Source organism: Paenibacillus bovis, from assembly GCF_001421015.2.
Taxonomy (GTDB): domain Bacteria; phylum Bacillota; class Bacilli; order Paenibacillales; family Paenibacillaceae; genus Saccharibacillus; species Saccharibacillus bovis.
In genome coordinates this window covers 2,326,711-2,350,731 of record NZ_CP013023.1, presented here as the reverse complement: position 1 = coordinate 2,350,731, position 24,021 = coordinate 2,326,711, and the positions used below count along the sequence as shown (strand labels likewise).

At 48.9% G+C, this 24,021-nt stretch carries 19 protein-coding genes; 1 reads left to right on the top strand and 18 read right to left on the bottom strand.

Features of this window, described 5'->3' with window-relative positions; translation table 11 throughout:
- Nucleotides 1-22 precede the first annotated feature (22 nt).
- The 18 genes from AR543_RS10010 to AR543_RS09925 all read right to left on the bottom strand — a co-directional run bounded on the left by AR543_RS10010 (nucleotide 23) and on the right by AR543_RS09925 (nucleotide 22,670).
- Nucleotides 23-598, bottom strand: a complete 576-nt coding sequence (locus AR543_RS10010; RefSeq protein WP_060534020.1) for a lytic transglycosylase domain-containing protein — start codon at nucleotides 596-598, stop codon at nucleotides 23-25.
- Nucleotides 595-1,191, bottom strand: coding sequence for a dephospho-CoA kinase (coaE, locus tag AR543_RS10005; RefSeq protein ID WP_060534018.1), 597 nt, complete (start codon nucleotides 1,189-1,191; stop codon nucleotides 595-597). Before coaE ends, AR543_RS10010 begins: the two co-directional genes overlap by 4 nt.
- Nucleotides 1,192-1,200: 9 nt before the next feature.
- Nucleotides 1,201-2,046, bottom strand: coding sequence for a DNA-formamidopyrimidine glycosylase (gene mutM / locus AR543_RS10000; RefSeq protein ID WP_060534016.1), 846 nt, complete (start codon nucleotides 2,044-2,046; stop codon nucleotides 1,201-1,203).
- A 25-nt stretch (nucleotides 2,047-2,071) separates the two neighbouring features.
- Nucleotides 2,072-4,756, bottom strand: a complete 2,685-nt coding sequence (polA, locus tag AR543_RS09995; protein WP_060534014.1) for a DNA polymerase I — start codon at nucleotides 4,754-4,756, stop codon at nucleotides 2,072-2,074.
- A 155-nt stretch (nucleotides 4,757-4,911) separates the two neighbouring features.
- Nucleotides 4,912-5,571 carry a phosphate signaling complex protein PhoU gene (gene phoU / locus AR543_RS09990; protein WP_060534012.1) on the bottom strand — a complete coding sequence of 220 codons (660 nt, stop codon included), beginning with the start codon at nucleotides 5,569-5,571 and terminating at the stop codon, nucleotides 4,912-4,914.
- A gap of 144 nt (nucleotides 5,572-5,715) precedes the next feature.
- Nucleotides 5,716-6,471: a phosphate ABC transporter ATP-binding protein PstB gene (gene pstB / locus AR543_RS09985; protein WP_060534010.1), complete on the bottom strand. Its 756-nt coding sequence runs from the start codon at nucleotides 6,469-6,471 to the stop codon at nucleotides 5,716-5,718.
- Between the two features lie 139 nt (nucleotides 6,472-6,610).
- A complete protein-coding gene (locus tag AR543_RS09980) occupies nucleotides 6,611-7,885 on the bottom strand; it encodes a methyl-accepting chemotaxis protein (RefSeq protein WP_060534008.1) in 1,275 nt (424 codons plus the stop codon).
- Nucleotides 7,886-8,050: 165 nt separating this feature from the next.
- Complete coding sequence (locus AR543_RS09975; RefSeq protein ID WP_060534006.1) at nucleotides 8,051-8,782, bottom strand: response regulator transcription factor; 732 nt, start codon at nucleotides 8,780-8,782, stop codon at nucleotides 8,051-8,053.
- A 249-nt stretch (nucleotides 8,783-9,031) separates the two neighbouring features.
- Complete coding sequence (gene pnpS, locus AR543_RS09970) at nucleotides 9,032-10,849, bottom strand: two-component system histidine kinase PnpS (RefSeq protein ID WP_060534004.1); 1,818 nt, start codon at nucleotides 10,847-10,849, stop codon at nucleotides 9,032-9,034.
- A 12-nt stretch (nucleotides 10,850-10,861) separates the two neighbouring features.
- Nucleotides 10,862-11,848, bottom strand: coding sequence for a bile acid:sodium symporter family protein (locus AR543_RS09965; protein ID WP_060534002.1), 987 nt, complete (start codon nucleotides 11,846-11,848; stop codon nucleotides 10,862-10,864).
- Nucleotides 11,849-12,303: 455 nt separating this feature from the next.
- Nucleotides 12,304-13,164, bottom strand: coding sequence for an SDR family oxidoreductase (locus AR543_RS09960; RefSeq protein ID WP_060534000.1), 861 nt, complete (start codon nucleotides 13,162-13,164; stop codon nucleotides 12,304-12,306).
- A 400-nt stretch (nucleotides 13,165-13,564) separates the two neighbouring features.
- Nucleotides 13,565-13,990, bottom strand: coding sequence for a hypothetical protein (locus tag AR543_RS09955; protein WP_060533998.1), 426 nt, complete (start codon nucleotides 13,988-13,990; stop codon nucleotides 13,565-13,567).
- Between the two features lie 321 nt (nucleotides 13,991-14,311).
- Nucleotides 14,312-15,256 carry a malate dehydrogenase gene (gene mdh / locus AR543_RS09950; RefSeq protein WP_060533996.1) on the bottom strand — a complete coding sequence of 315 codons (945 nt, stop codon included), beginning with the start codon at nucleotides 15,254-15,256 and terminating at the stop codon, nucleotides 14,312-14,314.
- Nucleotides 15,257-15,283: 27 nt separating this feature from the next.
- A complete protein-coding gene (icd, locus tag AR543_RS09945) occupies nucleotides 15,284-16,579 on the bottom strand; it encodes an NADP-dependent isocitrate dehydrogenase (protein WP_060533994.1) in 1,296 nt (431 codons plus the stop codon).
- A 337-nt stretch (nucleotides 16,580-16,916) separates the two neighbouring features.
- Nucleotides 16,917-18,029 (bottom strand): citrate synthase, encoded by a 1,113-nt coding sequence (gene citZ, locus AR543_RS09940; protein ID WP_060533992.1) that lies wholly within the window; start codon nucleotides 18,027-18,029, stop codon nucleotides 16,917-16,919.
- 524 nt (nucleotides 18,030-18,553) lie between these two features.
- The gene (locus AR543_RS09935) at nucleotides 18,554-20,074 is read right to left on the bottom strand and encodes a glycoside hydrolase family 32 protein (RefSeq protein ID WP_060533990.1); all 1,521 of its coding nucleotides are present in this window, start codon (nucleotides 20,072-20,074) and stop codon (nucleotides 18,554-18,556) included.
- A gap of 92 nt (nucleotides 20,075-20,166) precedes the next feature.
- The gene (locus tag AR543_RS09930) at nucleotides 20,167-21,408 is read right to left on the bottom strand and encodes an MFS transporter (RefSeq protein WP_060533988.1); all 1,242 of its coding nucleotides are present in this window, start codon (nucleotides 21,406-21,408) and stop codon (nucleotides 20,167-20,169) included.
- A 278-nt stretch (nucleotides 21,409-21,686) separates the two neighbouring features.
- Complete coding sequence (locus AR543_RS09925; RefSeq protein ID WP_060533986.1) at nucleotides 21,687-22,670, bottom strand: LacI family DNA-binding transcriptional regulator; 984 nt, start codon at nucleotides 22,668-22,670, stop codon at nucleotides 21,687-21,689.
- Nucleotides 22,671-22,835: 165 nt separating this feature from the next.
- Here AR543_RS09925 and ytvI point away from each other — a divergent pair, with 165 nt between their 5' ends.
- Entirely contained in the window at nucleotides 22,836-23,951 is a 1,116-nt protein-coding gene (gene ytvI, locus AR543_RS09920; RefSeq protein ID WP_060533984.1) for a sporulation integral membrane protein YtvI, read from the top strand.
- Nucleotides 23,952-24,021: the final 70 nt, after the last annotated feature.

The window sequence follows — 24,021 nt, the reverse complement described above, 5'->3', positions numbered from 1 at the left end:
TTATGCCGTTTGTTCCATCTATTCAGAAGGCGTCATATAATTTGGTATATTGCTTATAATAATATAATACACGTTGCACATAATGTCTCGTCTCGCCATAGGGAATATCTTTGGCATGCTCTAGCGTACCATCCCACTGACCACTGCTGATCCAGCTTTTGACCTTGCTCGGGCCGGCATTATAGGCTGCGATCACCGCGATCTCATTGCCGCCGAACTGCTGCATCAGGTTGCCCAGATACCACGTACCGATCTCGATATTGGGATCAGCATCGTGCTTGACGGTCTCCATCGATACATTGTTCAGATGAGCCTTGTCCATTACCCACTGGGCGGTATCCGGCATTAACTGCATGACGCCAAGCGCACCCTTTTTCGATTCCATACTGGGCTGGAAATTGGTCTCCACCCGGATAATGGAAGCAATCAGGAACGGATCGACCTGATATGCCGAAGCATGGGCACGAATTTCATTTTTGAATTCGATGGGATAGATCCAGGCCAGCCAGCGCGTATTAAACAGGACCAGCACCAGCACAACCAGAAACAGCGGCAGCAAAATCCGTTTGCGGATCAGTTTCCGTTTGAGCTGATTCATACTAACCTCTTGCTCTCCCAGAACTGCTGCAGCTGCTGCTGTGTCTGTTCCGGTGTGCCGCTGTTATCAATCACAATATCCGCTATCCGCTTTTTCTCCTCGATATCCATCTGCGCAGCCAGCCGCTTCTCTGCTTGCTCCGCTGTCAATCCATCTCTTTGCATCAGTCGCTGCAACTGAATCTCGCGCGGTACATATACGACCATAATTTCATCAAAGCGATAAGCATCCCTCGCTTCAAGCAGCAGGGGAATATCCGCTATAACCAGTCGCTGTGGATCGGCTGCTTCCAGCTCGGCTACGCGGCTGTGAATCAGGGCGCGAATCGCCGGATGGGTAATGCCTTCGAGCGCCTGGCGTTCTTCGGGATGTGTGAAAATATGCTCGCCCAACTGCTTGCGGTTCAGTGTACCGTCTTCATTCAGCATATGGGCTCCAAAACGCTCCCTGACCTGCTGCAGTACCGGGTGACCAGGCATCATGATTTCCCGTGCGATCAGATCCGCATCGACCAGTGCAGCTCCATGCTGCACCAGCCAGGCGGAGACTGTACTTTTCCCCGTAGCGATTCCTCCGGTTAATCCTATATTCATGCTGTCACCTCAATGTTTCTGTCGTATCGGAAGAGGCTGGCAGACCGGACAGAAATGGGTACCCCTGCCGCCTACTACCGTTTTCTCGATCAACGTGCCGCATTCATAGCAGGGCTGTGCTTTGCGTCCATAGATGCGCAGACTGTGCTGGAACATTCCCATTTCGCCCTGACCATTCACATAGGATTTGATGGAAGATCCACCGGCTGCCACCGCATCGGTCAGTGTCGAGACGATCGCTTCATGCAGACGAATCAGCTGTTCTTCGCTGAGGTCGCCGGCGATACGCTCCGGGTGAATACCGGCACGGAACAGTGCCTCATCCACATAGATATTCCCGATTCCTACCACGTACGCCTGATTGAGCAGTACCGGTTTGATCATCGTTTTGCGCTTGCCAATCACGCGGATAAATTGCTCGGTTGTAAATTCCGGATCGAGCGGCTCCTGACCGAGCTGCATCAGCGGTTTGGATTCCAGATCTTCACCGGTTTTGAACAGATGCATCGTGCCGAACTGACGTACATCCTTGTATCTTAATTCCGTGCCATCGGTAAAATGGAAAATGACATGGGTATGTTTTTCTACCGGTTCATTTTGTTCATATACACCATAGCGTCCTTCCATCCGCAGATGGGAGACCATAACCAGTCCGTCCATTACAATTCGCAAAAATTTGCCGCGCCGTTCAACGGTTTCTATAGTATGTCCCTGCAGTTCCAGTGCAAATTGCTGCGGGTCATCCGGCCGCTGGATAATACGTGGCAGCGATACGGTAACCCGTTCAATTTGCTTGCCGGTGACCAGGCTGTTAAGAGTGCGTCTGACTGTTTCTACTTCCGGCAATTCCGGCATATGATTCACCTATCCTTTATTTATGCTATTTCGCTTCGTACCAGTTGGAGCCATAGCTCACGTCCGCTTTGAGCGGAACAGCCAGCTGCAGTGCTTCCTTCATGACCTGTGGTACCAGTGTTTTCATTTCTTCCATCTCATCGGCAGGTACTTCAAATACCAATTCATCATGTACCTGCAGCAGCATACGGCTGTTAAGCTTGCGATCTTTGAGCGCCTTGTCCATATGCACCATCGCCAGCTTGATAATATCGGCGGCGGTTCCCTGAATTGGCGTATTCATCGCTGTACGCTCGGCAAAAGAACGCAAATTGAAGTTGGAGGAACGAATCTCCGGCAAATAACGGCGGCGTTCCAGCATCGTCTTCACATAGCCGTTCTTTTTGGCTTCGGTAACGATATCATCCATATAACGGCGTACGCCCTGGAATACGTCAAAATACTGGGCGATAAATTCGGCTGCTTCCTTGCGGGTAATGTCCAGATTCTGGGACAGTCCATAATCGCTGATCCCATACACGATACCAAAGTTGACCGCTTTGGCAGAGCGGCGCATATTGCTGTCCACCTGCTCACGGTCGACACCAAATACATCCATCGCCGTCTTGGTATGAATATCCATATCGTGCAGGAACGCATCCTTCAGTCTCGGATCATCGGAAATATGGGCCAGTACACGCAGCTCGATCTGCGAATAATCCGCGGCCAGCATCGACCAGCCTTGCTCGGAAGGCACAAATACTTTGCGCAGCTTGCGCCCTTCTTCGAGACGAATCGGAATATTTTGCAGGTTCGGGAACTGGCTGGACAATCGTCCGGTTGCCGTAATCGTCTGGCGGAAGTACGTATGCACTTTGCCCGATTTCGGATGAATCTCCTTGAGCAGTCCTTCTACATAAGTGGATTGCAGCTTGGCGAGCTGGCGATAATTCAAAATCAGCTGCACAACCTCATGATAGGGTGCCAGTTTTTCCAGTACATCGGCACTGGTGGAATAACCTGTTTTTGTTTTCTTGTCTACCGGTAATCCAAGCCGTTCAAACAGAATTTCGCCGAGCTGCTTGGGTGAATTCAGATTGAATGCGGTGCCCGCCAGCTCATAGATTTGTGTAACCAGCTTATTAATTTGACCTTCGAACTCCTTACCAAGAGCACGCAGTTCATCCGCATTTACGGCAACGCCCTGCTTTTCCATATCCGCCAGAATTCGGGATAGTGGCATCTCCAGGTCTACGAACAGGCTGGTCATCTCGTTTTGCTCCAATTGTTCACGCTGCAGAGGCACCAGCTGACGAATCGTCGCTGTTTTGCGAGCCAGGTGCAGGCTCAGTACATCTGCTTCCGGCACTTTGTAACGCGCACCTTTACCAAATACAGTCTCATCTTCCGGCAGCTGCGGCAGACCGCTGCGGCCAGCGAGTACGCTCAGGCTCTGACCGGAATCGGTAGGGTCCAGCAGGTATGCGGCAATCTGGATATCAAACCGCGCCCCGGCAAAAGGAATATCGTCCCAGAACAGCACCAGATCAGCGCGATGCAGATCATGACCATCTTTGGGGATCGATTCATCGGCCAGCCAGCTGCGAATTGGAGCAGCGGCTTCACTTTTGAGTGTCTCGGGAGTCAGGAAGAAATATTGATCCGGTGCAGACAGTACGATACCGACCAGACTGGCATGATGCGGATTATCTCCGCGGCTCTCGATATGCACCACATCAATCTGCGGCAGCGCCGCTTCCAACTGGGCTATTTCTTCCTCGCCGATTACTGTAACAGCCAGTTCTTCAGCCTGTTGTCCGGCGGCTTCATCCAGATCGAGATGATCCAGTACACCATCTGGTGCTGCTGACGACAGATCCAGCCGCTGCAGAATCGATTTGAATTCAAGCTTTTGCAATGCGGATACAGCAGTAGCTGCCTGTATCCCTTCGTATTTCATGCTGTCCCATGTCGCCTCGAATGGCACCTCGCGGAAAATAGTCGCCAGTTCCTTGCTCATGCGTGCATCGTCGGCATGGGTTTCGATTTTCTCTTTCATTTTGCCCTTGAGTTCACTTGTATGCTCCAGTACTTCTTCGACAGTTCCATACTGATGCAGCAGCTTCAGTGCTGTTTTCTCGCCAACACCCGGAATACCGGGAATATTATCAGACGCATCGCCCATCAGTCCTTTGAGATCGATAATCTGCGCCGGCGTGAGACCATAGCGTTCCTGTACTTCGGCCGGTCCGTAGGCTTCAATATCGCTCACACCTTTGCGGGTCAGACCGATTTTGACATGCTCGGAAGCCAGCTGCAGCATATCCTTGTCGCCACTGATGACGATCACTTCGCAGCCTTTTTGCTCGGCATGCAGGGAAAGGGTACCGATAATGTCATCCGCTTCATAGCCTTCCAGCTGATAATGCGAAATGCCGAAGGCTGTCAGCAAATCCTTGAGCAGCGGGAATTGCTCGGACAGCTCAGGTGGTGTCTTTTGACGACCTCCCTTGTAGTCCTGATAATTGCTGTGACGGAATGTGATTTTCCCGGCATCAAAAGCGACCATGACATGAGTCGGCTTCTCTTCTTCCAGCAAACGCAGCAGCATATTGGTAAATCCGTACACCGCATTGGTATGCATACCGCTTGATGTAGTCATCGGCTGCTGCATAGCAAAAAAGGCGCGGTAAATAATACTATTTCCATCTATTAACATAAATTTTTCCATAGATCCTCCTATAGTCAAAGCGTGCATGTACAAGTCCGTATTTTGAGGTTCTTCAGTGATAACATCGCTTATTCTATGATACCACAAGGCCCCCTTTTCCAAAACAAAAGCACCGGATAAGTTCCGGTGCTTGGGTGGTATTGCGATGAAATTGGTCAGTTGTTCAGATCCGGGCGTCTACCGGTAACCAGATAGACAACACTTTCGCCGATATTGGTCGCATGATCGGCGATTCGCTCGATATAGCGTCCTGTCAGATTGAGCAGCATCACCTGCGGGCCGTCTGCCGCATTCTCCAGCATATGCTGGTGCAGTTCACGAATCATGCCGCTGTACATATGATCCACTTGATCATCATCGTTGCCCACTTTGTGAGCCAGATCCGTATTTTCGTCCAGATAGGACTGAATGGAATCCCGGGTCATCTGAATAACGATATCGGACATGCGCGGGATATCTACCAGGAGCTTGTTTAGGCTGGAGCCCTGCATACGCAAAGTAACTTTGGCGACGTCACGTGCCAGATCTCCCATACGTTCCAGATCGCTGGAAATCTTGAATGCGACAATGATGCGGCGCAGATCCTTGGCAACCGGCTGCTGGGTCACAATCAGGCGGGAACCGATATCCATGATCTTCTCTTCCATTTCATTCAGGCGATAGTCATTGTCCACGACGGCTTTGGCTTTGGCCGTGTCCATGGTCTGCAGTGACTTTACCGCATCTTCCAGTGCCTCGATCACATGATCTCCCATGGCGGTAAGTAGATGCCGGAGTTCATCGAGACTTTCATCAAATCCTTTGCGGTTAGGCATTCATAATCCTCCTCTGGGCTGGTTGAATAATGCAGATTACACCACTTATGACAGTTGGTCGGTTTCTGCGCCCGGACGACAGTGTATCCTTTCCGGTGCTGGCTTGAAGCGGTCAGCTATTCAACAAGCAAAGACCTGCTGCCCTCAGCCGAATCGGCCGGAGATATAATCTTCCGTGCGGGAATCGGTCGGATTCGAGAACATCTCTGTCGTATCCGTGGACTCTACCACTTCTCCATTCAGGAAAAAGGCCGTCTGGTCGGAGATCCGTGCTGCCTGGTGCATGTTATGGGTAACCATAACGATGGTGTAATCCTTTTTGAGATCCTGCGTCAACTCTTCAATTTTGAGAGTAGAGATAGGATCAAGGGCAGAAGTCGCCTCATCCATCAGCAGAATATCCGGCTGACTCGCAATCGCGCGTGCGATACACAGACGCTGCTGCTGACCGCCGGACAGGCTCAGTGCCGACTTTTTGAGGTAGTCCTTGACTTCTTCCCACAGCGCAGACTGCCGCAGACTGCGTTCCACAATCTCGTTCAGCTGCGCTTTGGACGTAATTCCCTGCAGACGAGGTCCATAGGCTACATTTTCATAAATGGATTTGGGAAATGGATTGGGCTGCTGGAAGACCATGCCCACCTGCTGGCGCAGATCCTCTACTTCCACATTATCTCCGTAAATGTCGGAACCGGCGATCTCTACTTTACCCTCGATCCGTGTACCGGGGATCATGTCGTTCATGCGGTTCAATGTACGCAGCAATGTGGATTTACCGCAGCCGGACGGTCCGATAAAAGCGGTCACTGCCTTTTCCTGAATAGTAAGTCCGATATTTTTAAGAGCATGATGCTTCTCATAATATAAATTCAATTCTTCAATGCGAATAATGTCTGACACAGAGTCACACTCCCTTGATTCTCTTGTACGGCAATCACAACCGGGTTATGATTCCGACTGGCATCTATACATCATAAGTGATATTTGTAAACCGAGAGCTCCCGTATTGTAAAGGGAATGTAAAACTTCCTGCTGCCTGTCAGCCCTGCAGTCCGGCAGATACCAGAGCAGTCAGGCGCGCCGCTTCGGCTGCACGATCCAGCAGCTGATTCGCATGGGCAGAAGCCTCATCCGCACCTGCAGCCATTTCGGTAAACAGACGGTCCGCCTGGACAATCGACGTCAGACTTCGCTCCATCGTCCGCTCGGCTGTCTGACTGTATTCCGCTGATTGTCCGATCATCTCATTCAGGCTACTGAGCAGCCGGGTCACATTGGCAGACAATCCAGTAATCCGGCTCGACAAATGCCGCATCTCCCCTGCTACCACTGCAAATCCGCTGCCTGCCTGCGCTGCCCGTGCCGCTTCGATAGAAGCATTAAGCGCCAGCATAGTACTCTGTCCGGCCAGCTGAGATACATCGTCCAATACTTTGCGCGCCTGAACCGTATGCTGCTGCATCTCTTCAGCCTGCAGACGCTGGCGGTTGACCAGCTGCTGTGCCTGCCGGAAGCTCTCCTCTGCTTCGTGCAGTTCAGTATGACCGGACACTGTGCGAACCTTGATCGCTTCCAGCTGACTGGATGTGTGTACAGCTGCACCAGTCACGGTCTGCACAGCCTGTTCGATCTGCATGACGAATGCACAGGTCTCACGAAGAGACTGCAATCGCTGCTGCTCGGCCAAAGACTGCAGGTGGCGGGATAGTTCCATCATATCCCGGATCGTAATGGCACCAACCAGCTGTCCCTGATCTGTGAGCAGCATACATTCATAAAAGGCTTCGCCCTCCCGTGCCAGAGCCGCATCTACAGCAGCAGCTGCATCGGTATGAATATCCATCACCAGTATATCCGGCCGGGTAAATTGACTGGTCGGCCGCCCCTCGTACAGCTCAGTAGCGAATCGACTCGCCATACGGCGGTAGAACTGCTCCCGCATAATCAGGCCAATCGGTTCGCCAGATTCACTGCATACCGCGATACAGGGCAGCTGCTCCTCCCTGCGAAAGCGCTGCAAGGTAACGCCGCATGTCTCGTCTGTTGTTATAGCCGGTATCATAATCCGGTAATGCAGCAGTGTTCGCTGCGGATCATGTGTGGTTATCTCTTGGCTCGGATTGTCATCAGGACTTTGGTCCCTCTGTATCCTATGCGTTTCCGCTGTATCCGGCATTTGGCTTGTTGCCTTCACTTCTTCCCGCAGCTCGGTTATTTCTGTATGTGTATCTGCTGTATTTGCTTGTTTTAGTAAGACTTTATGATCTTCGCTCTTTACCTGGCCTTCTGGTTTTTCCAGCAATAGATTAGACAAACCTATCGTCTCCCTTAGTTCTTTAGTATTACTTCTACTCTCAGACTAATTCATGATTGTAAATTTAATTTGCGGATTAATGAATGATTATGTAATCGCCAAAGTAAAACTTGCTGCTGACATTTTGGGTTCTTTTCCCATAAAAAAAAGATGCCCGTCATTCCGTTAACCGGAATGAGGAGCACCTGCTTTTTTGCGTACAACGAGTTTGTAGCCTACACCACGAATCGAATCGATATGTACCGATTCCGGATCCAGTTCGAGCTTTTTGCGAAGGGAACTGACATGCACATCAACAGTACGCTGACCGCCGATATAATCAAATCCCCATACGGCATTCATCAGATCATCCCGCGTCATAACTACACCCGGCTTGCGTGCCAGATACAGCAGCACTTCAAACTCTTTGGGACGCAGTGTAATCTGCTGTGTGCCCAGTGCAACCTCGTACTTGTCCGGATAGATCATCAGATCGCCCAGCTCGATACGGCTCTCATGCGAGTTCTCTTCCACCGGCTGATCTTCACGACCGGTTGCCCGGCGCAGTACTGCGGCTACACGTGCCAGCAGCTCGGAGACGCCAAATGGCTTGGTAATATAATCATCGGCACCGGCTTTGAGACCTTCGACGACTTCTTCCTCTGCGTTCTTGGCTGTCAAAATAACGACAGGTGTGCGTATGCCGGAGCTGCGCAGTTTGCGTAAAATATCTAATCCCGACATTCCCGGTAACATCAAATCCAGCAGAATCAGCTCAAACGATTCGTTCTGAGCGCGTTCCAGACCGGCACTGCCATGGTCTTCTACCGTAACTTCATACCCTTCCTGTGTCAGGTTGTAAGACAACAGTCGGGACAGCGTTGATTCATCTTCAATGACCAGCAATCGTTTAGTCATGATAACCTCCATATGGGTTCACATTTCATCCACCTTGAACAGCATATCACGATTTTGTTAACACAGTGTAAAAATATAGAATTTGATTAGCCGGCAGTTAGCGGTAAATTAAATCCGCTGCTGCCAGCATGTAATCTATCGGTTCGGCATACCAATCGGTGGCACTGAAATAACATCTTTTTGGTCGATAGTATTCTTTTTATTTTTTGTCTTTGTCATCATTGTATACGATTCACCGGTTTCCTGTGCTCAGAAGTCGCCTTCATCCTCCTGCAGCAGCGGCAGATTCACCGTAAAGGTCGTACCGATATTCACTTCGCTCTCTACCGTTACGATCCCATGATGCAGCTCCACCAGATGTTTTACAATCGACAATCCCAGTCCGGTACCGCCTGAACTGCGTGAACGTGCCTTGTCCACCCGATAAAATCGTTCAAAGATACGCGGCAGATCCTTGCGCGGAATGCCCATACCGGTATCACTTACATCAAACTGGATACGCTCCTCGCCCTCTGGCGACATGGTCTCTTTGACATCGAGCGTGACTTTGCCACCATCCTGCGTATAGTTGATCGCATTGGAAATCAAATTCACAAAAATCTGCCGCAGCCGATCCTCATCCGCTTCCATAAACAATTCTTCCGGCACATTCAAGTTCATCGTAATATTTTTCTTGGCTGCCGAAGAATTCAGCATTTCCCGAATCGTATCAAAAAACGGATGCAGATGAATCGGTGAGAAATTCAGCGGCGAACGCTTGGATTCGATTTTGGACAATTCCAGAATATCACCGATCAGTCGATTGAGCCGCTCACTCTCATCATAAATGATTTGCAGGAAAGACCGTGCAGTCTGCTCATCCTGTACCCCTCCGCTTAACAGCGTCTCGGCGAAGCCTTTGACTGCAGCAATCGGTGTCTTCAATTCGTGAGAGACATTGGCAACAAATTCGCTGCGCATCCGTTCCAGACGGCGGATATTGGAGACATCCTGAATCAGGAACAGCATGCCCCGGTACGTATCATCATCTTCAAACATCGGTACACCGTCTATCTCGATCAATCTCGGTTCGGGATTGTATAGTGTCTGTTCATCATGGATGCGTTCCTTGCGGCGAAGCCCTTCGCCGAGCAGCTTGCTCAGCTCATAGTGCTGCTTGAACTCCTGATAGGATTTGCCGATAATGCGCTTGGAGCTGATTCCCAGCATCTCTTCTGCAAATCGGTTCACCAGTGCCACATTACCATTGAATTCCACCATGACCATACCGCCGGTCATATTGGCGAGTACACTTTGCAGCAAATCTTCATTGTCACGGATGACTTTGAGCTGCATCTCCAGGCTGTCGGCCATATTATCGATCGCTTTGCCCAGCTCGCCAATCTCATCCTGCCGTTCCAGCTTCACTCTCGCTCCATAATCCAGCCGCGAAATCCGGTTGGCTACACGGGTAATATGCTCCAGTGGACGGGTTAGACTGGACGCGACCCGGTAGCTGACGAGCGCAGCGACGAGGAATAATACTGCCAGACTGATTCCCATTACGGTCCATGCGCTGCGGACCCCATTTTCTACCGCTTGCAGACTCATGGACAGACGGATATAACCGTCAAATTGTCCCTGCTTATGTACAGGTGCAGCCACATACAGCATATTTTCCTGCAGGGTGTTGCTGTACCGGATTGCACTCCCCAGCCCGTTCGCCTGGGCAGCTATAATTTCTTCACGGTCCTTATGGTTATTCATACTGCGCGGATCACTTTGCGAATCCCCGATAACGGTTCCATCCTGTTCGATAAAGGTCACTCTTGAATCGGTAAGCTTGCCGATCTGTACCGACTGACTGGTGTAATAATCCAGCACAGCTTCGGTAGGCGAGCCTGTTGTACCTTCCTTTTGAAAGGCAAACGTAGTTTCCAGCAGACGGATCTCCCGCAGCATATTATCCTCCAGGGTTTGCACATGGGAATCCTTGTAGATTTTCCCCATGGTAAAGGCTGCTGCCAGACCAAGCACTCCCAGCAGCAGCATAATAATCAGGGTCAGGCGGATACGGAACGGTTTCATGCTTCTCTCCTTTTACGATGTTTTGCTTTCCTGCAGCTTGTGCTTGCTCCGGTAGCTGGCTATGCGCATAAATATCGAGTACTGCAGCGTCGCCATAGGCTGCTGGAGCATAATACCCAGCACTACCGGTACAGCGGTCTGCGGACTAAAATAGGACATAGCTATGACCATACCGACAGAAATATTGCGCATTCCCGACGTATAGGCCAGCGTCACCGGCAGTTCTCTGCCTTTTGCGCGAAGTATACCAGAACATACGTAACCGAGTCCATAGCAGAGTGCCACAATAATAAACACCGCCGGAACGACCAGCAGCAGATCGCCGCGCAGTGCACTAAGCTGTGGAGCGATAGCAGCCGCATTGAGCAGGACGACACCTGCAAAACAGAGTTTGGAAATAGGTAATGTCACCGGAGCAGACCATTCCTTGAACCGTCCCCTGGATGCTTCGTAAACAATCATGCCCAGCAGCGTCGGTAGCACAATAATCAGCATCAGATCCTGAATCATGCCCAGCGTATCAAATTGGATATTGGCACCAAATAACCATTCGACAATTCCCGGTACCACAAACGGACTGATCGCCGAATCCACGATCACCATCGCCAGCGCAAGCGCCACATTGCCTGTGGACATGCTCACCCACAACACCGAGGATACGCCCAGCGGAATAGCCGTGAACAATACCAGACCAATCGTATACGGCGAGCCATGTCCAAACATCAGCTCACCCAGCCCATAAGCGAGCAGCGGAGCAGCCACATGAGCAAACAGCAGTGTCACGAATACAGGCGCCGGCTTTTGCAGCACACCCTGCAAATGCTTGCGCCCGCAACCAATACCCATCACGAACGTTACATAGGCAAATAAATAAGGAATCCATCCGGTAAAAGCAATCAGGTAATCGGATAACACAAATCCGAGCAGCAAAGTGCAGGGAATAATCGCGAACATGTACTTTTCAAAATTGCGGGTAAATGCTGCCGACCATTGTCTCATCTCTCTTCATCTCCAGCCTTTTCACATTGTCGTATGTACCATGATAACATACGTATCCTCGGTGTACGGGTGAAAATGGTAACTGACAGCGAAAAAAGTTTAACGTGTGCATTTTAGTTGCCTAACGGTTATTGTTTTACGTTTTGCAGATATCAGATTGCTTTGGGTTTGATGGTAAAGCACTCCAGAAAGGAATAAGAGTACGTCCTCCGATTAAGCGTGGAGATCCTCTGCTTCTCATTCCATTCAGGATCTCCAGGCTTAACCGGAGGAGATGCCCTTATGCCTTTCCGGAGTGAATGATGCCACCATATCAGCTGCAAAAAAAAGACGAGAACCGTCCACATCACACATGGACAATTCTCGTCTTCTATTACTTATATACGCTAACACACAATGTAATCTGCACTCATTACAAAATGCATTTCACTAAGCGCTCGTTGTAAATCAAAGTATCAACCGTTGATAATTTCGCCACCATTGACGTGAATCACCTGGCCACTGACGTAAGAGGAATCGCTGCTTGCCAGATAGACGTAGGCTGGAGCAAGTTCTTCCGGTTGACCTGGGCGCTTCATTGGCTGGGTCTGACCGAACTCTTTGACTTTTTCTTCATCAAAGGAAGCTGGGATTAGTGGTGTCCAGATTGGACCTGGTGCTACCCCATTCACACGGATACCTTTCTCTGCCAGGTTCATGGACAGTGCACGGGTAAAGGACAGGATTGCTCCTTTGGTGGATGAATAATCGAGCAGTACCGGTTCACCGCGATAGGCAGTGATCGAGGTTGTATTGATAATGGACGCGCCTGCATGCAGATGCGGCATGGCTGCTTTGGTGATAAAGAACATACCGAAGATATTGGTACGGAATGTACGCTCCAGCTGTTCTGCGGAGATATCTTCGATCGTCTTCTGTACATGCTGTTCAGCAGCATTATTTACGAGGATATCGAGTTTACCGAGTTCTGCGACGGCTTTTTCGACAGCACTTTTCGCAAAGGATTCGTCACCGATATCACCAGCGATTGTCACGCATTTACGTCCTTCTTTTTCGACAAGTGTTTTAGTTTCTTCAGCATCGTCGTGCTCATCTTTATACAAGATGGCTACGTCTGCACCTTCTTTGGCAAAATAAATAGCAACCGCGCGACCGATACCACTATCGCCGCCGGTGATAATTGCTGCTTTGCCCTCCAGTTTGCCTGCTGCCTTGTATTCTGGTGCATCAAACTGTGGACGTGGAGTCATTTCGGATTCAATACCAGGTTGTTTCTCCTGATGTTGTGGAGGTAAACTTTCGGGTCTGTTGGACATTATTCATTCTCCTCTCATCATTTGATCGTCTAGTTGTTCATTATGAACCGTCTGCGTTAGATGAAGAATAGGTCTAAAATGACGTTTATGTGTAATAGTTACTCATATTCGCTTAACCTGCTTTTGTTCTTCATTGCGCTACGCTGCATTATTACCACACACTCTAAATGTCTAAACAATCAATTTTGCATTTTCTGCCTTTTTAACCAGCAAACAACCCCCGCAGGTTTATCGACGGGGGTTGTTTGCTGGTTAAACTTATACGGATATCATGATTAATCTACTGCTCACCATACGGCTGCTGGAGAGTATTGTATACATGTGCTCTGTAGCAGCTTGCTTTACCGCAGCTCTGCAGACCTTTTCTGTGTTACTCATAAAATGATTTGCAGATATCGGATTAAATGATATCGCGGTATACCATAAAGAAGCTGATGATCGCCACACATACAGCCAATCCGATACTGAGTGAACGGATTTTGGCAGCGTGAGCGGAGATATCTCTTTTTTGCTGAATATCTGCCAGTGCGAGTCGCAGCGGCTTGCCCATAATACCACCAAAAGCGGCAATTGCCAGCAGCAGTACTACCACAACAGTCATCCATGCAATACTGTATGTACCCTGAGTCATCAGATAGCCACCGGTCAGCAGCTGTACGATCAGACCGAATTGGGCGACGCGATTAAGCGTGCGTACGATCGAGATGGCACCGGACTGTGCCTGGGCATCCCAGCTGCCCAGCTTGCCTGCCACAATTGGCAGTACCAGATAGAAGCCTGTTGAGAGAGCTCCCAAAATGTGCAAAAATACGAGAATTTGAATCACTGCATATCCTCCCCATCTGTGTTGATATAATTTCATTTCCTTGTTGCTGCATTATTATTTTAACGAATGATCTGTGAAAAATATACTGTTTTGGATTCAGGTTGTGTCCAAACGATGAACATGTCATTTTATTCCACCAGCAAAAAGGCTGCTTCTCGTCGTTATGACGAAGAAACAGCCTTTTATAAAAGGATTACACTAACAGGAACCTAGCAAAATAATTCTGGCAGTGTGATAACCAGTCAATATGGAGCTCTCGCCGTTCCTCTCTATCTGCATAGAGCGGACAATAACCGCTGCAGCTCTCCATTCTCCGGGTTATCAGCCTGTTATTACTTTGATCACACTACGTACGGATTCGGCAGATTTGTCCAGTGCCGCTTTTTCGTCCGAAGTAAGCTCCAGTTCGAAAATCTTTTCAATACCATCGCCGCCCAGAATAGCCGGTATGCCCATGAACAGATTCTCATAACCGTACTCGCCTTCGAGATAGGCAATCACTGGCAAAATACGCTTTTTGTCCTTGAGTACCGCTTCAGTCATCTGTACAAGAGAAGCTGCAGGCGCATAATATGCGCTGCCGTTACCGAGCAAGTTGACGATCTCGCCGCCGCCTACACGGGTACGCTGTACAATCGCTTCGATCCGCTCGCTGGAAATAAGGGTGTCGATCGGAATACCGCCTACGCTGGAATAGCGCACCAGCGGCACCATATCGTCCCCATGACCCCCAAGCACAAAGCCGCGTACATCCTCTACCGATACATTCAGTTCCTCCGCGATAAACGTACAATAACGTGCTGTATCCAGTACACCCGATTGACCGATAACCCGGGTTTTCGGGAAGCCCAGTGCCTGATAGGCCACATGGGTCATCGCATCCACCGGATTGCTCAAAATAATCACAATCGACTCGGGAGCCTGCTGCTTGACCTGCTCGCAGACGGAACGGACAATACCAGCGTTGGTATTGACCAGATCGTCGCGGCTCATGCCCGGCTTGCGTGCTACCCCTGCCGTGATAATCACCACATCGGAGTCTTTGGTATCGTTATAATCAGAAGTCCCTTTGATCTGGCTGTCAAACCCTTGAACAGGGCTGGCCTCCATCATGTCAAGCGCTTTTCCCTTAGTCGGATTTTCCAGCTGTGGAATATCTACCAGTACAACGTCTCCCAGCTCTTTTTGGGCGAGCATGAGAGCCGTTGTGGCGCCGGTAAATCCGGCACCTACCACGGTAATTTTTTTGCGCTTAATCGCTGTCATCGGTTCATCTCCCTACATGTTTTCAAATTACATGTTTTCGATAACTTTGTCGGCAAACTCGGAGCATTTCACTTCGGTCGCTTGATCCATCAGACGTGCGAAATCGTAAGTAACGGTTTTGTTGTTGATCGACGTTTCCAGACCTTTGTAGATCAGGTCAGCCGCTTCTTGCCAGCCCAGATGCTCCAGCATCATAACGCCGGACAGAATAACAGAACCCGGGTTTACTACGTCTTTGTCTGCATATTTCGGAGCTGTACCGTGCGTTGCTTCGAAGATTGCATGACCTGTTACATAGTTGATGTTAGCGCCTGGAGCGATACCGATACCACCAACCTGTGCAGCCAGTGCATCGGACAGATAGTCACCGTTCAGGTTCAGTGTAGCGATCACATCAAATTCAGCCGGACGTGTCAGTACTTGCTGCAGCGCGATATCGGCGATGGCATCTTTTACGATGATTTTGCCAGCATCTTCTGCTGCTTTTTGTGCAGCATTGGCAGCGTCTGTACCTTGCTCGTCTTTGATTTTATCGTATTGTGCCCATGTGAATACTTTGTCGCCGAATTCAGCTTCAGCCACTTCGTAACCCCAGTTTTTGAAAGCACCCTCGGTAAATTTCATGATGTTACCTTTGTGTACCAGCGTTACGCTCTTACGGCCATGATCGACTGCGTATTGTACCGCGGCACGAACGAGACGCTTGGAACCTTCTTCGGATACCGGTTTGATACCGATACCGGAAGTTTCCGGGAAGCGGATTTTGTTAACGCCCATTTCGTTTTTCAGGAATTCCAGTACTTTTTTCACTTCTTCTGTACCTTCTTGATACTCGATACCTGCGTAGATATCCTCGGTGTTCTCACGGAAGATAACCATATCTACCAGCTCAGGACGTTTTACCGGAGAAGGTACACCGTCAAAGTAACGTACAGGACGCAGACATACATACAGATCCAGTTCCTGACGCAGAGCAACGTTCAGGGAACGGATACCGCCGCCGATTGGCGTAGTCAGTGGTCCTTTGATCGCTACTGTATATTCACGGATTGCTTCCAGCGTATCGGCTGGCAGCCATTCTCCGTATGTATTGAATGCTTTTTCACCGGCAAATACTTCATACCAGGCGATTTTTTTGGAGCCGCCATATGCTTTTTCTACGGCTGCATCCAGCACACGTACAGAAGCTTTCCAGATGTCGCGTCCTGTACCGTCACCCTCGATAAAAGGAATGATCGGGTTGTTAGGCACCTGCAATTTTCCATCTTCAATCTTGATCTGCTCACCGGCAGTTGGCAGTTCGTATTTTTCAAAGTTCGGCATGATTAAGCTCCTCCTCAGTATTATGGTTGATTCACATCGTTCAATCGGTACTACATACGGGCGTCAGCCCTTTGTCGTCATCCGTTTATGTACTGCACAGTATACGGTTTCACAGCGCATTCCGGTAAGGCTGTTGGCAGCTATCGCTCAACAACCTGGACCTACCCATAAGCGGTCATCTGTATATACAGACGTCCCGATACGTTATGGTATGGACCCTCATCCTGCTTCTGTGATTGTTTTCCTTGACGTGCAGTTATGAACGGTTGTCTTTATTTTAGCAGACGCCACAAGAATTTGGAAACCCGGTTTCAACAGACAGAATTCGGCGGGTTGATTAACGCTCTGTAACCGGACGATATTCCTGGTTGTTCGGTCCAACATACTCGGCGCGAGGACGAATAATGCGGTTGTTTTCGTACTGCTCCAGAATATGGGCAGCCCATCCGGATACACGGCTGATTGCAAAAATCGGCGTGAACAGATTGCGCGGAATACCCAGCATGGTATATACCGAAGCGGAATAGAAATCTACATTGGGCTTCAGTCCTTTGCTACCGGTAACAATCTCTTCGATCTGTACAGACATATTGTACAGGCTCAGATCATTGTTCATTTCGCCCAGTTCACGGGACATTTTTTGGAGATGCTTGGCGCGTGGATCGCCGTTTTTGTATACACGGTGACCAAAGCCCATAATTTTGACTTTGTTGCTCAGTTGTTCCTGAATGTAACTTTCTACGCGATCTTCCGAACCGATCTCTTCCAGCATTTTCATAACTGCTTCATTGGCTCCACCGTGCAGTGGACCTTTGAGCGCTCCAATTGCGGAAGTGATACCGGAATACATATCGGACAGTGTGGCTACCGTAACACGGGCAGCAAATGTCGAAGCATTCAGTTCGTGGTCGGCATGCAGTACAAGTGCCTGATCCAGCGCTTTGATCGCTGTATCTTCTGGCTGCTCGCCTGTAAGCATGTACAGGAAATTATGTGCAATCGATACACCTTGCAGCGGAGCTACAGGTTCCTGGCCTTCGGCAATACGGCCCAGAGCAGCTACGATAGACGGCAGCTGTGCCTGCAGTTTGATCACTTTCAATTCATTGGCCTCACGGCTCATATCATCAGCCTGCTCATCATACAGAGCCAGAGCGGATATCGCGCTGCGCAGAGCAGCCATACGATTCATATCTTTAGGATAAAGTTTCATTTGCTCAATCAAGGCATCCGGCAATACTGCATATTTATCCAGATCCTTTTGCAACTGGTCAAGCTCGTTCTGATTTGGCAGCTTACCAAACCAGAGCAAATAAGCGACTTCCTCAAAGCTGGCGTTAACGGCCAGATCATCAATGTCATAACCGCGATAAGTTAAAACACCATCAACGATCGAGCTGATCGATGAACTTGCTGCTACAACGCCTTCCAAACCTTTGGTAGCTGTCATATTACTCTCTCCTTTGCAGAACGATTCTTGAAGTTTTTTTGTTCATTCGATAAAATGAAAACATTTACATTTTAAAAAATGTAAAAAATATGAAAACAATAAGATGCAGGGATACAGGGTCACCTGGCCGACAAGTTATAGAAACATCTGCCATTAACCTTCCAAGAACCTTATATCATCATACTTTATTTTGACGGAGTTGTGAACAAAAGGAGTCTTCTGACAGGGTATCAAATTGTTTTATCGCAAAGATAACATTTTTTTGTAAGCATTTACAATGATTGATTATACGTTTGTGTGTATTTTTCTTTTTTGTTCACAGATTGCCAAAGCCGACAGTAAGATTCCTGCCGGCTCGCTTGGGATATATCAAATTCAGTAATGATTAGCAATCAGCATAGAGGATCTATTTCGGTATTCTACTCACCTCTATACACTCTCTGCTGTATAAAATAGTGATTACGAACTGTTACCTATAATTTGCTGATTGTTTGTTATTGTCCATTTCGTGATTTATTCACTTATCATTTACTGCTTGTTGTCTCCGGTTCGCTACTTGCTGCCTCATCTGTACTGTCGGCATTGTTCCAGATATCCTCCAATGTCCAGCAGTTCCATTCCTGCACATGGGTCTCCTTACCAATTGCACACAGCTCCAGTCCAGTTGTACCTCCAGTCGGATAAATACGGCTGGTCAATGTCGCCAGTCCGTCGTTGGCAAACACTTCTATGGATGAACGATCAAGGAATATGCGCAAAGCAAGTGTTCCGTTATGCTGCAGCGGAGCGATACGGATTCCATCCTGCGGCTTGCCTGATTTGGATGCGTCCAGGATAAGTTGGCCGGCAGCTATATCGTACATAATTACCGTCTCATCATGAGTACCGCTGTGCACGGTCAAGCCTACTTTGTCCGACTGACTGTTGGTCAGATCAAATACAACATGGATTTCCAGCAGCGATTCGGTTATCGCCTCATGGCGGCGTCCAGTCAAAGTAAACCCTTCTCCCAATAAATAATGATCCCGGCGCAGCAGCTTCATTTCTTCGACCGGATTCATCAGCAGGCGTCCTTCGTTATCCAGATTCAGTACACGCGGCAGTGTCAGTGCACCTGCCCAGCCATGTGCTTTGGTCGGCATATCCGATTCCCACATATCCATCCAACCGATCGCAATCCGGCGGCCGTGTTCATCAAGCAGAGTTTGCACCGCATAAAAATCATGTCCATGATCCATTTCCCGGAATTCGCCATGGCTGAAATTATTGGTTGCATAATCGTAGTCTCCTACCAGATAACCTGTCTGGAACAAATTCAGATAACGATCCTGCTCACGCTCCATCCCCTGGGGTGAGAACAGCAGCACATGTCGGCCATCCAGCTCGAAAAAGTCGGGACATTCCCACATAAAGCCAAGCGTCCCATCGCTTGCGGCCAATACACCGTCATAGGTCCATTCCCGCAAATCCGGCGAATGATACAAAATAACGCGTCCATGACCATCCGGTGTAGCATTGCCCAGCACCATATACCATGTATCGTTATGCTTCCATACCTTGGGATCACGGAAATGATGAGCGCTATCTGCAGGCGGCTCTGCAATCACAGGATTGGCACCGTATTTGTCAAAAGTGATACCATCGCGGCTGACTGCAATATTCTGGTTCTGGGTAAACAGATCCTTTTCCCGATCCGTATAATGATGCCCGGTATAAATAAGCGTCAGCACACCGTTATCATCAACGGCACTGCCGGAGAAACAGCCGTCCCTGTCGCATACATCCCCTGGTGCCAGCGCAATCGGACAATGCTCCCAGTGAACCAGATCCTTGCTTTTTACATGGCCCCAGTGCATCGGTCCCCAATGCTCATCATACGGATGATGCTGGTAAAAGACATGATATTCTCCATTAAACTGAACCATGCCGTTCGGATCATTGATCCAGTTGGCAGGAGCAGCAATATGATAGCCGGGACGATACTGTGGATTGACTTTCTGGCCGGCGAGCTGAAGAGCTTCGGCAGCTTGTTGAATAGTAGACATGGATGTTCCTCCTTGGATGTACTCTGTATTACCTGAATATCGCGAGCATGGATAGCTGCACAACACAGGCATAGTAGTGATTGGATAATATGTTAGGTGAGCTGCTGGGTTTCCAGCTTTCCTTTGAGTTGCGGTTTGGAATGTTTGTCATTGAACAGCGTGAAGATCGAGATCACAGTAAATAATAGAACGAGCGCTCCCATCACCAGATAAGTGGAACGGAATCCTATATCATCGTACAGCGAACCGGCAATCGGAGACAGTACAGCCTGTCCAACCTGGGACGCGAACTGAAATCCGACAAGATACAGAATCGACGATAGCCGGGTATCAAAATGGGCGGCCAGATACTTGAAGATAGCAATCAGCATAATCGGCAGCTCCAGCGCATGAATCAGTTTGACCGCTGAAATACCGATCGGTTCGAATACGAGTCCGGAGCCGACAATACGTACAGCCATCAGCAGACCGGCGAGGATAAGCGATTTTTTGGCGCCCAGTTTGTTGACGACAAAGGGTGCCATAAACATCATGCCTGCTTCCAGAAAGACCTGGAATGAATTCAAATAGCCGTATACCTGGTTGCCTACCTCACGCGATGGGAACAAGGAAGAATAATAAATCGGGAATTGCTGATCATACACACCGTATACACATGCCACTCCGATAACATACAGCATAAAATACCAGAAAGAACGGAGTGTAAACAGGGTACCGATATCCTTCAACGTAACCGAAGCAGCCTTTTCCAGTTCGCTTTCCGATACATTAATCCGTACCGACAAAATAATGCCGACCAGAATAACCGCTGACACCGATGAAATCCAGAAATTGATATTCGGGTTCAGGTTAAACAATTGTCCTGCAAAAAAGGTCGCTGCCGCCCAACCCAGCGAGCCCCACATCCGGGAGCGTCCGTATTCAAATCCGTACTTGCGACTGACCTTTTCGACATAGGTCTCAATGGCGCCGACCCCTGCCAAAAAGCCGACACTCAGAAACAAACCGCCTACAATTGCTCCCAACCATACGTTTACCTGCAGCAAAGGTCCATATACATAAACGAAAAAAGGTCCTGTAAATACAAGCAGCAGACTAATAAACAGCAGGATATTCCGTCTTAATCCAATCTTGTCGGAAATATAGCCATACAGCGGCTGGGCACAAAGAGCAAAGATAGCGTTTACAGAGAAGATAAGACCATTTTGCGCTCCTGTCAGCTTCATCTCCTGTCCAAGCCAGATCGAAAATAAGGAATAGCTGGAAGACCAGCAAACGAAAAAGAAGAAAAAGTAAAGGCTCAGCTTCCAATACAGGCTTTTTGATACAGACATATCGCTCGCTCCTTTATTCATGTAAGTGCTTTCTTGCAAGAATTGTATGTCAACCGGTTTCATATGTCAACCGGATGACATAAAAATAAATCAAGCATTTGAAAATTAAGCAGAAGATATCACTGCACCAAAAAAGCGCCTCGGTCAAAAGGCGCTTTGATTCTGTCCGGTATTTATAATTCTCTGCCTGTTCTGCTGTTACACGCTATATTGGCGTATGGTCATAGCAATCTTCCAGTATTACCACGTTATTGTCCATCCATTACAGGATCTATTTCTTAGGCTGTAGTGCCTTCATATAGTTCGACAGGCAGTACAATCTGGCGTGCTGTATCATCGAATTCCCCTTCGATTTCTCGCAATAGCATAGTGATCGCTGTATTGGCAATAGCTTCAATCGGCTGGCGTATTGTAGTCAGCTGCGGCATAAGCGAGGAAGTCACAGCCGTTCCATCATAGCCAACTACTTTCAGATCATCCGGAATAGACATACCGCGATTGCCTGCTTCGTAGATCACAGAGGCCGCAATCATATCATTACTCGCAAATATGCCGTCTACCTCGGGATGCTCATCCAGGGCACGCCGGATCACAGCCAGCTGATCTTCCCGATCAAGCGGAAGCTCCATCTCGTATGTATCATGCGGCAAGCCCTGCTGCTGCATAATATCCTCGAATGCTTGCCGGCGCAGCTGAGCAGGCGTCTCTAGTTCAGCCGGTCCATTGAAATGAAGAATATACCGGCAGCCCCGGTCAATCAGTCGCTGCGTTGCCAATCGGCCGCCTTCATAGTTGTCGGAGCTAACAACCGGTATGGTCTCGGACAGATAACGGTCAATAGCCACTACAGCCAGATTAGCGCGTTTATAATTGAGAATACCGCGATTGTGCGTACCGACGATTATACCGTCTACCTGATTGCGCATCAGCATCTCAGCATACTGCTCTTCCTTGTCGATCCGGTTCAAGCTGTTGCACAGCAGCACTTTGAGTCCATGTGCCGCACACAGATTTTCAATATGAAAAGTCAGCTCTCCAAAAAACGGATTAGCGGTTGTCGGCAGAATAAGCCCGATCAGGTTGGTACGTTTGTTGAACAATGAACGTGCGATATCATTGGGAAAGTAATTCAGTTCCTCCATCGCACTGCGTACTTTTGTTTTGGTCGCTTCGCTGACATATCCCCGGTTGTTCATCATGCGCGACACTGTAGTCGGCGAGACGCCGGCTAATTTTGCAACATCTTCCAGTTTGGCTTTCATGCGGCAGCCTCCATTTTTCCTTTTAGTATATCATTTGCCAAAGGGCAAACAAAGAATGTTCCTTATATCTGCTGTTTATCCGGATACACTCGTTTCAAACCTTTGGTACACCGTTTACATCATGGTATAAACCTGATTACATATGCAGTGAGGAGATTGACCATCTTGAATATTACTATCCGCAACCGGATTCTTCGAGGCTTATGGGTACTGGTAGCCATTATTATTACGGCTATCGCGGTACGCTATTTGTTTCCCCTGCTCTATCCACTGCTGTTGGCCTGGCTGTTCGCGTATGCGATGAATCCATTGATTCGTATACTGCAGCGCCGGCTGCGTTTTCCACGCTGGCTCGCGGTATCGGTCTCGCTGCTACTGTACTTTGGCGGATTGATTACATTATTGTCGCTGCTCGTGACCCGGCTCGTGCAGGAGACGATTAATCTGACAGAGACATTCAACGAGCACGTAGACAGCTGGCGCCAGATGCTGATCGGCTGGACGCAAAATGACCAGATTCAATCTATTACCGATGAAATCAGTACCTTTTTGCAGCAGAATCCTTATCAGGATACGATCAACAACAATCTGAATCAGACGACCCAGAGCGTATCGGGTATGGTGAGTGGCATTGTGACCAGCATACTCAATATGGTACTTGATTTCCTGACGGCACTGCCGAATTTTGCCTGGATTATTGTCGTGGTGGTGCTATCGGCTTTCTTTATCAGTAATAGTTGGGAGCGGCATACGCGTATTGTCGCTGGCTGGTTTCCTTCGAGTATCCGCCAGCCGGCAACCGCGATCTGGAGCGATTTGCAAAAAGCCCTGTTCGGCTATGTCAAAGCCCAATTTATCCTGATTTCCATTACCGGCATTATTGTGATTATCGGGCTGTTTATTCTCAACGTGGAATCCGCTTTGCTGATCGGACTGTTGATCGGCATGGTCGACCTGCTGCCGTATCTGGGGGTAGGTATCGTCATGATCCCATGGGCACTGTATAACTTTATGAGCGGAGATCTGAAGCTGGGAATCGGTCTCAGTGTACTGTATGTTATTGTACTGATTGTACGGCAGATGATGGAGCCCAAAATACTCGCCAGCAATGTAGGTCTGGACCCGCTGGCTACCCTGATCAGCATGTTCGTCGGTCTGAAGTTATTCGGTGCTCTCGGACTGCTGATCGGTCCGGTCACTTTGGTATTCGTATCGGCACTGAACCGGGCCAATGTATTTCGCGATCTGCGCAATTATATTGTCAACGGAAGAGTCCGGTAGGCAGGAATCGAGCCTTACGGCTTCCGGTTGCTGCTCCGTAATACACCGCGCTTCACTACGCTATAAGCAG